Annotated in this window: 15 protein-coding genes; 6 read left to right on the forward strand and 9 right to left on the reverse strand. The window is 67.7% G+C overall.

Annotated elements, in window-relative coordinates; all coding sequences use genetic code 11:
- The 4 genes from ACCC97_RS15385 (at nucleotide 1) to ACCC97_RS15400 (ending at nucleotide 2,749) form a co-directional block, all read left to right on the forward strand.
- The gene (locus ACCC97_RS15385) at nucleotides 1–573 is read left to right on the forward strand and encodes an exonuclease (protein WP_413333650.1); all 573 of its coding nucleotides are present in this window, start codon (nucleotides 1–3) and stop codon (nucleotides 571–573) included.
- Entirely contained in the window at nucleotides 570–1,430 is an 861-nt protein-coding gene (locus ACCC97_RS15390; RefSeq protein WP_413333651.1) for an alpha/beta hydrolase, read from the forward strand. Before ACCC97_RS15385 ends, ACCC97_RS15390 begins: the two co-directional genes overlap by 4 nt.
- An 8-nt stretch (nucleotides 1,431–1,438) precedes the next feature.
- Nucleotides 1,439–2,386, forward strand: coding sequence for an ornithine cyclodeaminase family protein (locus ACCC97_RS15395; protein ID WP_413333652.1), 948 nt, complete (start codon nucleotides 1,439–1,441; stop codon nucleotides 2,384–2,386).
- 132 nt (nucleotides 2,387–2,518) lie between these two features.
- A complete protein-coding gene (locus tag ACCC97_RS15400) occupies nucleotides 2,519–2,749 on the forward strand; it encodes a hypothetical protein (RefSeq protein WP_413315762.1) in 231 nt (76 codons plus the stop codon).
- 26 nt (nucleotides 2,750–2,775) lie between these two features.
- On the opposite strand, the gene ACCC97_RS15405 is transcribed toward ACCC97_RS15400, so the two are convergent.
- Both ACCC97_RS15405 and ACCC97_RS15410 read right to left on the reverse strand, forming a co-directional pair.
- Entirely contained in the window at nucleotides 2,776–3,138 is a 363-nt protein-coding gene (locus ACCC97_RS15405) for a hypothetical protein (RefSeq protein WP_056595274.1), read from the reverse strand.
- A 12-nt stretch (nucleotides 3,139–3,150) separates the two neighbouring features.
- Nucleotides 3,151–3,852 (reverse strand): TetR/AcrR family transcriptional regulator, encoded by a 702-nt coding sequence (locus ACCC97_RS15410; RefSeq protein WP_413333654.1) that lies wholly within the window; start codon nucleotides 3,850–3,852, stop codon nucleotides 3,151–3,153.
- Nucleotides 3,853–3,954: 102 nt separating this feature from the next.
- Here ACCC97_RS15410 and ACCC97_RS15415 point away from each other — a divergent pair, with 102 nt between their 5' ends.
- The gene (locus ACCC97_RS15415; protein WP_413315765.1) at nucleotides 3,955–4,467 is read left to right on the forward strand and encodes a DinB family protein; all 513 of its coding nucleotides are present in this window, start codon (nucleotides 3,955–3,957) and stop codon (nucleotides 4,465–4,467) included.
- A gap of 42 nt (nucleotides 4,468–4,509) precedes the next feature.
- Here the strand turns inward: ACCC97_RS15415 and pcaF are convergent, their stop codons facing one another.
- The 3 genes from pcaF to ACCC97_RS15430 are packed head-to-tail and all read right to left on the reverse strand — an operon-like array spanning nucleotide 4,510 to nucleotide 7,109.
- Complete coding sequence (gene pcaF / locus ACCC97_RS15420) at nucleotides 4,510–5,715, reverse strand: 3-oxoadipyl-CoA thiolase (protein ID WP_007836207.1); 1,206 nt, start codon at nucleotides 5,713–5,715, stop codon at nucleotides 4,510–4,512.
- A gap of 48 nt (nucleotides 5,716–5,763) precedes the next feature.
- Nucleotides 5,764–6,411 (reverse strand): 3-oxoacid CoA-transferase subunit B, encoded by a 648-nt coding sequence (locus tag ACCC97_RS15425; RefSeq protein ID WP_007836208.1) that lies wholly within the window; start codon nucleotides 6,409–6,411, stop codon nucleotides 5,764–5,766.
- Nucleotides 6,408–7,109, reverse strand: coding sequence for a 3-oxoacid CoA-transferase subunit A (locus ACCC97_RS15430; protein ID WP_007836209.1), 702 nt, complete (start codon nucleotides 7,107–7,109; stop codon nucleotides 6,408–6,410). The genes ACCC97_RS15425 and ACCC97_RS15430 overlap by 4 nt, the downstream gene beginning before the upstream one ends.
- A gap of 130 nt (nucleotides 7,110–7,239) precedes the next feature.
- Between ACCC97_RS15430 and ACCC97_RS15435 the strand changes: the two genes are divergently transcribed.
- Nucleotides 7,240–8,025 carry an IclR family transcriptional regulator C-terminal domain-containing protein gene (locus ACCC97_RS15435; RefSeq protein WP_413333656.1) on the forward strand — a complete coding sequence of 262 codons (786 nt, stop codon included), beginning with the start codon at nucleotides 7,240–7,242 and terminating at the stop codon, nucleotides 8,023–8,025.
- Nucleotides 8,026–8,148: 123 nt separating this feature from the next.
- Here ACCC97_RS15435 and ACCC97_RS15440 read toward each other — a convergent pair whose 3' ends face one another.
- From ACCC97_RS15440 to ACCC97_RS15455, 4 genes are all read right to left on the reverse strand, one after another.
- On the reverse strand, nucleotides 8,149–9,156 hold the full coding sequence (locus ACCC97_RS15440; RefSeq protein WP_413333658.1) for a Bug family tripartite tricarboxylate transporter substrate binding protein: 1,008 nt from the start codon (nucleotides 9,154–9,156) through the stop codon (nucleotides 8,149–8,151).
- Nucleotides 9,157–9,303: 147 nt separating this feature from the next.
- On the reverse strand, nucleotides 9,304–10,317 hold the full coding sequence (locus ACCC97_RS15445) for a branched-chain amino acid ABC transporter permease (RefSeq protein WP_413333660.1): 1,014 nt from the start codon (nucleotides 10,315–10,317) through the stop codon (nucleotides 9,304–9,306).
- Between the two features lie 14 nt (nucleotides 10,318–10,331).
- Nucleotides 10,332–11,195 carry a branched-chain amino acid ABC transporter permease gene (locus tag ACCC97_RS15450; RefSeq protein ID WP_007836217.1) on the reverse strand — a complete coding sequence of 288 codons (864 nt, stop codon included), beginning with the start codon at nucleotides 11,193–11,195 and terminating at the stop codon, nucleotides 10,332–10,334.
- Nucleotides 11,188–11,904, reverse strand: coding sequence for an ABC transporter ATP-binding protein (locus ACCC97_RS15455; RefSeq protein ID WP_413333662.1), 717 nt, complete (start codon nucleotides 11,902–11,904; stop codon nucleotides 11,188–11,190). Before ACCC97_RS15455 ends, ACCC97_RS15450 begins: the two co-directional genes overlap by 8 nt.
- Nucleotides 11,905–11,942: the final 38 nt, after the last annotated feature.

The following is an 11,942-nucleotide window of genomic DNA, read 5'->3' on the forward strand; positions in this document are numbered from 1 at the left end:
ATGTCGGAAATCTACATAAGCACGGACGTCGAATCCGACGGCCCCATTCCCGGGCCGAACTCGATGCTCAGCTTCGGCTCGGCCGCCTACACGGCCGGCAAGCAGCTCATTTCCACCTTCAGCGCCAACTTGCACACCCTGCCGGGCGCCGAGGCCGATCCGAAGACTGCCGCATGGTGGAAGACCCAGCCCGAGGCCTGGGCTGCCTGCCGCGCCGACCTGCAGGACCCGGCCCACGCCATGAAGAACTACGTGAGCTGGCTCAAGGGCCTGCCGGCGCGGCCGGTGTTCGTCGCCTACCCGGCAGGCTTCGACTTCCTGTTCATCTACTGGTACCTGATGCGCTTCGCCGGCGAGAGCCCGTTCAGCCACTCGGCGCTCGACGTCAAGTCGTTCGCGATGGCGATGCTCGGGCTCGACTACCGCGAAAGCACCAAGCGCGCGATGCCACGCCGCTGGTTCGACAAGCTGCCGCACACACACGTCGCGCTCGACGACGCCATCGAGCAGGGCGCCCTCTTCTGCAACATGCTCGCGGAAAATCGCGCGGCCGCCTCGGGCAAACAGCCATGACGAACCACTCAGTCCGCCGATGGTGCAAAAGGCTGGCGCTGTGTGCGCTGCCGCTCATGCTGGCGGGCTGCGTCCAGTCGCTGTTCTATTACCCCGACAGCGTGCGCTACGAAACACCCGACGCGCTGGGCCTGCGCTACGAGAGCGTGCAGTTCGCCAGTGCCGACGGCACGCGCCTGAGCGGCTGGTTCCTGCCCGCGGAGAACCGCCAGAACCCGAAGGAAGCCAAGGGTACGGTGGTGCACTTCCATGGCAACGCGCAGAACATGAGCACGCACTGGCGCTTCGTGGCCTGGCTGCCGAAGCAGGACTACAACGTGTTCGTGTTCGACTACCGCGGCTACGGCCAGTCCGAAGGCAAGCCGGAGCCCAGGGGTGTGTTCGAGGACTCCCATGCCGCGCTGAACTATGTGCGCTCACGCGGCGACATCGACCCCGGGCGGCTGTTTCTCTTCGGGCAGAGCCTGGGCGGCACCAACGCGATCGCGGTGATGGGCTCGGGCAACAGGGCGGGCGTGAAAGCGGTGGCCGTCGAGTCGACCTTCTATTCCTATTCGTCGATTGCCAACGAAAAGCTGTGGGGCGCGGGCATGCTGGTGAGCGACGATTACGCGGCGTCGAAGTACGTGGCGGCCATTTCGCCCGTTCCGCTGTTGCTGATCCATGGCACGGCCGACCAGGTGATTCCGCTCGCGCATTCGAGGCGCCTGCTGGCCGATGCGCGCGAGCCCCGCCGGCTGATCGAAGTACCGGGCGCGGGCCACCTCGAACCGATGACAGCCCTGCGCTACGGCGGCGCCTACCGGAAGGCGCTGACCGCATTCTTCGAGGCCGCACAACATCCGCTGCAGCAATGACAACCGCCATGAAACACTTCGACGAAGCCGCCACCCGCGCTCCCCTGAGCTTCGAGCGGCTGGTGCCCGCACTGCACGCGGCCTTCGTTGCCGGAGCGCAGGTGCCGCCGCGCCATGTGCATGGCATCGAGACCGCCTCGGGCGGCGGGAACAGGGGCACGGTGCTCATCATGCCGGCATGGAGCGATGCGGGCTTCCTGGGCATCAAGACCATCAACATCTTTCCGGGCAACAGCGCGCGCGGCCTGCCCGGGCTGCATGCGACCTATGTGCTGTACGACGCGCACACCGGCGTGCCGCTGGCGATGATGGACGGCAACGAGATCACTGCGCGCCGCACTGCGGCGGCCTCGGCGCTGGGCGCGTCGTTCCTGGCGCGCGAGGACGCACGCCGGTTGCTGGTGCTGGGCACCGGCCGCATCGCGCGCATGCTTCCCGCCGCGCATGCGAGCGTGCGGCCCATCGACGAATTGTGGGTGTGGAACCACCGGGCCGAAGGCGCCGAGACGCTGGCCGCACAGTGGCGCGCCGAGGGCCGGAACGCGCGAGCCGTCACCGACCTGGAAGCGGCCGTGCGCCAAGCCGACATTGTGAGTTGCGCCACGCTGGCCACCTCGCCATTGGTGCGCGGCGAATGGCTGGCACCGGGCTCGCACCTGGACTTGATCGGCAGTTTCACTCCGGCCATGCGCGAGGCCGATGCGCAGTGCTTTGCGGGTGCCCGCACCTTCGTCGACACCGACGAGGCGCTGCAGAAATCCGGCGACCTGCTCGATGCGATCGCCGCCGGCACGCTGCGGGCGGAAGACGTCGGCGGCACCCTCGCCGCCCTTTGCCGCGCAGAGCGCCCGGGCCGCTCCGGCGCCGAGGAGCGCACCGTGTTCAAGGCCGTCGGAAGCGCGCTCGAAGACCTGGCCGCCGCCACCCTGGTGTGGCAATCGAGAGACACGGCCTAATCCTTATGGCTTAGTCTTTGGCGAAAAACCCCTGTCAGGACGGATTTTTCCAACATCCGGATACGACTTGTAGCCAATAGTAAATATTGTGCATCGCGGCTATCGTGCTCCTGAACTACCGACGGGGGCCACATGCTCAGCACCCAACACAAAGCCAACATCCTCCGCAAGGCCGGATACACCGTGCCGGCCGAACCGGGGAGTGCCGACTGCATCCACCAGACGGCCCAATGCTGGGAGAAGGCGATCGACACGCTCTACGTGTCGTACTCTGCCAGGCGCGCCGCCAAGAGCCTGCGGGACGCGGAGGAGGCGCGGATGCTGGCCTTGCTGCAGTTGCGCTCGGCCAAGGCCTGCGCCTGACGGCCCGGCCAGGCACCCGCTCAGCTTCAGGGCTTTTTCTGCTTTTCCGGCGCGTCGTTGCTGCCGCCGCGCGAGAGCTGACCCGCCTTCATCGCTTCGCGGTTCGCCGCGCGACGCTTGGCCGCCGCGGCCCGGCGCTCTTCCCTCGACATCTTCGGCGCGGTCGTCGGGCGGACCTCGCCTTCCTGCATCTGCGGTCCGCGTGCGGCAGCGGCGCCGTCCGCGCGGCGTTCCTTGCGGGCCTCGGCGCGTTCCGCCTTGGTGGTGGGCGCAGTGGGCCGCGCCTTGCCCTGCGCCGGGTCGACTTCGCCGGAAGACTGGGCGGACGCCACCTGCACGACCATCATCTGAGCCAGGGCCAAGCAAACCGGCACGAGCATATTTTTCATTGCGATGACCTTTCAGCACCCGCGAAGGCGCGGGGTCGGGGCATTGTGGTCAGGGTCCGAGGCTGTGTCCACACCGGCAACCCGCATGCCGATGGAGCCTCGGCCCGCACGCTGGCGGTCGCTCAGGTAGGCGAGAACCAGCCTGACGAGCTCGGTCTTCATCACGGGGGTCTCCAGGTCACCACGCTGTGCTGCCGCATGAACCGCGCCTTCGACCGCGGACGAGAGCATGCGGGCCGCGACCTCGGTATCGGCGCTTTCTCCCGGTCCCCGGCTTTCGGCGACAAGGGCCCGGTAGCGCCGCTGGTATTGCGCCTCGAACTCGGGGTAGCTCGAACGCGCGGCGAGCGGCACCTCGCCCATCAGCACGCGGTGCAGCGCCTGATCGACCGAGTGGGCGGCGATGACGCCGTCGACGAAGCGCTCCACCCGACGCGGCAGCATGGCCACTGCATCGCCCTCTTGCTCGACTTCATCGTCGGTGCCGGACAGCGCCACGAGCACTTCGTCGAGGTGGCGCTGCCGGATCGCCTCGGCGATGGCCAGCTTGTCCGGGAAGTACTGATAGAGCGAGCCGACGCTGACACCGGCCACCGCCGCGATCTCGTTGGTGGTGAACCGCGCCCATCCGCGGTGCGCCAGAACGCGAGTTGCGGCCTCGACGATCGCGTCCACCGTGACGCGCGAACGCTGCTGCCGGGGCGCTTTGCGCATGGTCCTGCGCTGTGGGGGAATGCGAGTACCCAAGTTCGAGGCTCCACTCAAGAATAGGACCGCACGCAACGCGTGCATTCAACCGTTCAAGGGGAGATTGTGATGAGTACGCAGACGCTTCTGGCTTCGCTGTTCCGGTACAAGGCCTGGGCCGACGAAGGGCTCCTGGCAGGTCTCGCAGGCCTGGCCGCGAAGGGCCCGGCCGACGAGTACCGCTGCGCAATGCGCGTGTTCAACCACGCCTGCATCGTCGACCGCATCTTCGTTGCGAATCTCCAGCGCAAGGCGCACGCATACACGGCGACGGGCTCGCGCGAGCCGCCAGGCCTGGAAGCGCTGGCCGAATCGGTCAGGGAAACGGACCGCTGGTACGTCGACTACGTCGCGCGCCTGAGTCCGGAGGAGCTTGCGGAAAGCATCGAGTTCACGTTCACCGACGGCAGCCCGGGCCGCATGTCACGCGAGGAGATGCTGGGCCACGTGGTGGCCCATGGCGGCTATCACCGGGGCGAGGCCGGCCAGATCATGACCCGGCTCACGGGGTCGTCGCCACCCGACACATTCACCGGCTATCTGCACCAGGCCGAGCCCGCGCGCCGCGAGCGGAATGCGTAGCGGCGCGGGATCGGGGCATCGCGTCCGCGGTGGGGTTGCCGGTCAGACGCGTTCGAGAATCACCGCAATGCCCTGCCCCACGCCGATGCACATCGTGCACAGCGCATAGCGGCCACCGCCCTTGTGCAACTGGTTGACTGCGGTGGTGGCCAGGCGCGCACCGCTGGCACCCAGCGGATGGCCCAGCGCGATGGCGCCACCGTTGATGTTGACGCGCGCGTCGTCGTCCTTCAGGCCCAGCAGGCGCAGCACGGCAAGGCCTTGTGCGGCGAAGGCTTCGTTGAGTTCGATGACGTCGATCTGGTCGATGGTGAGGCCGGTCAGCGCCAGCACCTTCTGCGTGGCGGGCGCGGGGCCGATGCCCATCACGCGCGGCGCAACGCCGGCGGTGGCCATGCCGACCACGCGGGCGCGCGGCGTCAGGCCGTGCTTGGCGGCACTGGCTTCGTCGGCCAGCAGCAGCGCGCAGGCGCCGTCGTTCACGCCGCTGGCGTTGCCGGCGGTGACGGTGCCGTCGGGGCGCACCACGCCCTTGAGCTTGGCGAGCGATTCGAGGCTGGTCTCGCGCGGATGCTCGTCCTTGTTGACGATGATCGCGTCGCCCTTCTTCTGCGGCACGGTCACGGGCACGATCTCGGCGTCGAAGAAGCCGGACTTCTGCGAGGCCACGGCGCGCAGCTGCGAGTTCAGCGCCATCAGGTCCTGCGCCTCGCGCTCGATCTTGTAGTCGGTGGCCACGTTCTCGGCCGTCTCGGGCATGGAGTCGACGCCGTACTGCGCCTTCATGAGCTTGTTGACGAAGCGCCAGCCGATGGTGGTGTCGTACACCGCGTTGTTGCGGCTGAAGGCGCTCTCGGCCTTGGGCATGACGAAGGGCGCGCGGCTCATGCTTTCCACACCGCCGGCGATCATCAGGCCGGCTTCACCGGCGCGGATGGCGCGGGCCGCGGTGCCCACGGCGTCGAGGCCCGAGCCGCACAGGCGGTTGATGGTGCCGCCGCCGATTTCGAGCGGCAGGCCCGCCAGCAGCGCCGACATGCGCGCGACGTTGCGGTTGTCTTCGCCGGCCTGGTTGGCGCAGCCGTAGAGCACGTCGCTCACGGCTTGCCAGTCGACGTTCTTGTTGCGTTCCATCAGCGCGCGCAGGGGCACGGCGCCGAGGTCGTCGGCACGCACGCTGCTGAGCGAGCCGCCGTAGCGGCCGAAAGGGGTGCGGACTGCGTCGCAGATGAAGGCGTGGTTGGTCATGGTCTGTCTCTTTTGGAAGGATGTTGATTCGGGTACCGGAAGTCCGCCTCAGGCGGCGATCGGCAAGCCCACGAGCTTCTCGAGTTCCTCGCGGCTCAGGCCATCGACCAGGTCGACGAGCTTCAGGCCTTCGGGTGTGCATTCCAGCGTGGCCAGGTCGGAGTACACGCGCTTGACGCAGCCGATGCCGGTCAGCGGATAGGTGCACTCCTTCACCAGCTTGCTCGCGCCCTGCTTCGTGAGCAGGTCCATCATGACCCAAGTCTGCTTGGCGCCGATAGCCAGGTCCATCGCGCCGCCCACCGCGGGAATGGCGTCTTTCTCGCCGGTGTGCCAGTTGGCGAGGTCACCGGTGGCCGACACCTGGAACGCGCCGAGCACGCAGATGTCGAGGTGGCCGCCGCGCATCATCGCGAAGCTGTCGGAGTGGTGGAAGAACGAGCCGCCCGGCAGCAGCGTGACGGGCTGCTTGCCGGCGTTGATGAGGTCGTAGTCTTCCTCGCCGGCCTCGGGCGCAGGGCCCATGCCGAGGATGCCGTTCTCGCTCTGCAGGATGACCTCGCGGCCCTGGGGCAGGTGGTTGGCCACCAGCGTAGGCTGGCCAATCCCGAGGTTGACGACGGCGCCGTCGAAGATGTCTTGTGCCACTCGCGCTGCGAGCTGGTCCTTGGTGCGACGTGTGTAGCTCATGGTCATGCTGCCTTCTTGAAGCCGCCGGCCTGCGTGGCCACGCGTTCGATGCGCACCACCTGGTGCACGAAGATGCCCGGGGTCACGATGGTCTCCGGGTCGAGGGTGCCGAGTTCGGCGATGTCGTGCACGGTGGCGATGGTCTTCTTCGAGGCCATGGCCATCACCGGGCCGAAGTTGCGCGCGGCCTTGCGGTAGACCAGGTTGCCCCAGCGGTCGCCGCGCTCGGCCTTGATGAGCGCCACGTCGCCGCGGATGGGGTACTCGAGCACGTACTGCACGCCGTCGATCTCGCGGGTTTCGCGGTTGCCGGCGAGTTGCGTGCCGTAGCCGGTGGGGCAGAAGAAGGCGCCGACGCCGGCGCCCGCGGCGCGGATGCGCTCGGCCAGGTTGCCCTGGGGCACCAGTTCGAGCTCGATCTTGCCGCTGCGGTAGAGGCCGTCGAACACCTGGCTGTCGGCCTGGCGCGGGAAGCTGCAGATGATCTTGCGCACGCGCCCGGCCTTGAGCAGCGCCGCGAGGCCGGTCTCGCCGTTGCCGGCGTTGTTGTTGACGACGGTGAGGTCCTTGGCGCCCTGTTCGACGAGGCCCTCGATGAGTTCGTTGGGAATGCCGGCGGTGCCGAAACCGCCGATGAGAACCGTGGCGCCGTCTTGGATGCCTGCCAGGGCATCGGCGACCGAGCGCGCGATCTTGTTGATCATGAAGCTTGTCTCCGGGAGTGAGGAAAAGAAACCGAACCACCTGAACACGCCGATCGATTCTGCGAACCGCCGATTTGTTCGTCTAAAGAACATTTGTTCGTATAATGAATTCTAAAGAGGATCGACCACCATGGCAACCCACCCCGCACAAACCGACACACCCGCGCCCGGCGACAGCTACGTCCAGTCTTTTGCGCGGGGGCTGCAGGTGATCCGTTCATTCAGCGCGAAAGCGCCGCACCAGACGCTCAGCGAGGTGGCGGCCGGCAGCGGGCTCACGCGCGCGGGGGCGCGGCGCATCCTGCTCACGCTGCAGACGCTGGGCTACGTGGTGACGGACGGCAAGCTCTTCACGCTCACGCCGCGCATCCTCGACCTCGGCTTCGCGTACCTGTCGTCGATGCCGATCTGGAACCGCGCCGAGCCGGTGATGGAGGCGCTGGTGCAGCAAGTGCAGGAGTCATGCTCGGCCGCCGTGCTCGATGCAACGGACATCGTCTACGTGCTGCGCGTGCCCACGCAGAAGATCATGCGCATCAGCCTGGGCGTGGGCTCCCGCCTGCCGGCCTACTGCACGTCGCTGGGCCGGCTGTTGCTGGCCGACCTGGAAGACGACGAGGTGCGCGCACGGCTCGAAGCCTCCGACATCCAGGCGCTGACCAAGCACACGGTGACCGACATCGAGGTGCTCATGGCCAAGGTGGCGCAAGCGCGCAGGCAGCAGTGGTGCCTGGTGAACCAGGAACTGGAAGAAGGCCTGATCTCGGTGGCCGCCCCCATCGTCGACCGGCACGGCCGCATGGTGGCCGCACTCAACATCAGCGGGCAGGCGAACCGCACCAGCGCGAAGGTGATGCAGGAGACGATGCTGCCGGCCCTGGTCGATGCCGCGAAGAAAGTCTCGCAGCTTCTTTAGGCAACCGCACGCAGCCGTTGACCCTTTCCAGGAACACCGCGAAACCGGCTTCGCCGGGCCGCTGGTGTTGCCCCCGAGGGGGTAGGAGAAGCGACACGAAGTGCGCGAAGCCTGGGGGCGAGCTCAGCCCTCGGAGTGAATGCCCTTCATGAGGATCACCCCGCCCAGGCGCGTGGTGTCGGCGCGCATGCGCTTGGCCAGCGTGTCGGGCGAGCCGGGTTGCGCCTGCCAGCCGGTCTTGAGCAGGGCCTGGCTCACGTCGGTCGAGCTGATCACCTCGACCAGCGCCGCGTTGAGCTTGGTGACGGCCGCGGGCTTCATGCCCGCGGGCGCGGCCAGCGCGGTCCAGATCTCGAGGTCGGCGCCGCGCACGTCGGCGTCGCGGATGCTGGGCAGTTCACCGGCCAGCGGACTGCGCTCGGGCGAGGTCACGCCGATGGCCTTCACCTTGCCCGACTTGATGTGCGGCAAGGCCAGGCCGGGCGGCAGCAGCGCCAGTTGGATCTCGTTGGCCAGCAGGCCCGCAATGACCTGCGGGTTGCCGGTGTAGGGCTTGTGCTGCGCGGTGATGGCGGCGCGGCTCTTCAGCAGCTCCATGCCCAGGTGGCCCACCGTGCCCACGCCCGGCGTGCCGTACCTGGCGCCGGTGCCGAGGTTGCGCACCCACAGCAGTTGTTCGGCCGCGGTCTTGCCGGAGGCGCTGCCCGACACCACGAGCACCAGCGGTGCGGTGCCGATGAGGCCGATCGGCGCGAAGTCTTTCTCGGGGTCGAAAGGCAGCGACGGATTGAGCAGCTTCGCGATGGTGAGGTTGCCGTTGATCAGCGCGCCGACGGTGTGGTCGTCGGTGGCCTTGGCCACCAGGTCGGCCACGGTGTTGCCGCTGGCGCCGGGCTTGTTTTCGACCACCACCGGCTGGCGCAGGATTTTCGACAGGGGTTCGGCGATGGCGCGGGCCGCGAGGTCGGGCGACGCGCCGGCGGGAAATCCCACGAGGATGTGTACGGGCTTGGTCGGCCAGGCGGCTTCGCCGGCGGGAGCGGTGCGTTGGGCCCACGAAGCTTTCGCGAAGAACGAGGCGGCAACGGCTGCCGCGCCGCCCTCGAGGAGGCGGCGTTTGGTGATTGTCAAGGTGACTCCAGAGAGAGTGAAAACCAGGAAATGCGGAACGCTGGCTGAACGCCAGCTGACCATCGCACTTACAACACGTTACAGGACCGGACTGTGTTGCGCAAGTCCCAACGGACACGACGCTGGGGTTTTCACATCGGCTGGCGTCTATCGCGCGGGCTTGCCGGGCGCGTGCAGCAGCTTGCGCTGCGTGGGAAACAGGGACCAGCCCCACCGCTGCTGCGCGTAGCCCCAGAGTCCCTGCTTGAAGAACAGGGTCACGAGAATGGCCATCAGGCCGAGTCCGAGCAGATACCACGTGCCGTAGTCGCTCAGGAACTTGTTGAGCGCCCAGAAGATGAGCGCTCCCACCAGCGGCCCTTCGATGCGGCCAATGCCGCCGATCACCACCATGAAGATGGCGAAGGCGGTCCAGTTGACGCTGAAGGCAGCATCGGGGCTGATGCGCAGGTTGCCCACGAAGTACAGCGCCCCCGCGAGGCCCGCGCCGAAGGCCGCGACCACGTACACCGCGAGCTTCATGCGCGCGACCGGAATACCCTGCGACTCGGCCGCCACTTCGTTGTCGCGAATCGCCAGCAGCGCCAGCCCGCGCTTGCTGCGCAGGAACAGATACACCAGCGCGACCGCCGCAACCACGCAGGCCAGCGCCATCCAGTAGGTGGTGCTCTCGCGTGTCGCCTTGTCGATGCCGCGCAGCGCGGTGAGCGTGGTGCCCGAGCCGCCGCCCACCGCCGACACGTTGGCGAAGCTCAACCGAAACACCTCCGCGATGACCCAGGTGCCGATGGCGAAGTAGCCGCCCGAAAGCCGGAACGCGACGAAGGACACCGGTATCGCCACAAGCCCCGCCGCCAGCGCCCCCAGCGGTATCGCCACGAAAGGATTGACGCCCGCGAAGTTGCCGAGCATCAGCATCACGTAGCCGCCGAAACCGAAGAAGGCCTGCTGCCCGATGCTCACCATGCCGCCGTAGCCCGCGAGCAGGTTCCACATCATCGCGAAGATGAAGTAGCAGGCGATCTCGACGAACTCGCGCATCCAGCTCGACTCGCCCCACCACGGCAGGCTGGCGGCGACGAGCACGAGGGCGATGCCGGCGAAGAGTGCAGCGCGGCTCGCAGCGGTGGCGCGCTCGACGGCAATGAGGGGTGGGGGCATGTTCGTCATCCGCTTCATCCACGTGTCTTGGGGAAAAGGCCTTGCGGCCGCAGCACCAGCACGACCAGGAACACGATGTGCCCGAACCAGATGCCCCAGCCCGGGTCGAGCCGGAAACCGATCTGCTGCGTGACGCCGAGGATCATCGCGCCGGCCAGCGTGCCCCAGAAGGAGCCCATGCCGCCGATGATCACGGCCTCGAATGCGAAGAGCAGCAGCAGCGGGCCGTCCGAAGGAGAAACCGTGGTGCGCATGCCCTGCAGCGCACCTGCGATGGCGATGAGCACGAAGGCAATCGCCGTTGCCAGCGCATAGACCTTCTTCGCATTGAGCCCCATGAGCTCCGCGATCTCGCGGTCGTCGGACACGGCGCGGAACGAACGCCCCAGCGCCGTGCGCGCGAACAGCCACTGCAGCGCCCCCGTCGCACCGACCGCGATGGCCAGCACGATCAGCGGCAGCACGCCCAGCGACATTGCATCGCCCAGCGCAATGCCCTGCGTATTGAGCCCGCCGGTCTCTATGGCGCGCGGATCGGCCGAGAACAGTTCGAGCAACAGGTTCTGGATCACGATCGACAAACCGAAGGTGACGACCAGCGAAGGCAGCGGGTCCTTCCCCAGCGTGCCGTTGAGCACGTAGCGCTGCAGCGCGTAGCCGAAGCCGAAGGCCACCGGCAGCACCGCGAGCGCGACCAGCCACGGCGCCGCATCTCCCGTCAGCGACACGCCCGCGATGACCGCGAAGGCGCCGAGGATGATGAAGTCGCCCTGCGCCGTGTTGGTGAGCCGCATCACGCCGAACATCAGCGACTGGCCCAGCGCGAACAGCGTGTAGAGGCCGCCGAGCAGCACGCCCTGAACGAGGGTCTCAAGCATGGGCAGCCTCCATGCCGAAGTAGGCCTGCGATATCTGCTCGCGCGTGAGGTCGGCGGAGTTGCCTTCGAGCGACACGCGGCCTTCCTGGAAGCAGTAGATGCGCCGCGAGACCTGCCGCGCCATGGTCACGTCCTGCTCGACGATCACGACGGTCATGCCTTCCGCGGTGATGGCCGGCATGGCGGCGTAGATCTCGCGGATGACGATGGGCGCGAGGCCGAGCGACAGCTCGTCGCACAGCAGCACCTCGGGGTTGCTCATGAGCGCGCGGCCGAGCGCGACCATCTGCTGCTGGCCACCCGACAGCGAGGTGCCCGGCTGGTGGCGCTTCTCGGCGAGGATGGGGAACAGGGCATACAGGCGTTGCAGGTTCCAGGGGCCTTTGCGATTCGCCGTGGCGCCCATCAGCAGGTTCTCCTCGACGCTGAGGCTCGGAAACAGCCTGCGGCCCTCGGGGACCATGGCAAGGCCGCGGCGCACGATATCGCCGGGAGGGAGCCCGCCGATGGGCTCGCCCTTGAAGCGGATCGCCTCACCGGGCGCACGCACCAGGCCCGTCAGGCTCTTGAGGAAGGTCGACTTGCCGGCGCCGTTGGCGCCGATGATGGCGACGAGCTCGCCCTGGGTCAGCGAGAAGTCGATGCCGAACAGGGCCTGGGCGTCGCCGTAGAAGGCCGCGAGGGCGTGGGTGGAGAGCAGCGCGCTCATGGTCTTTGCTCCCTCCCCCTCTGGGGGAGGGTTGGGGT

This window comes from Variovorax sp. Varisp85 (genome assembly GCF_047304045.1).
Taxonomy (GTDB): domain Bacteria; phylum Pseudomonadota; class Gammaproteobacteria; order Burkholderiales; family Burkholderiaceae_C; genus Variovorax.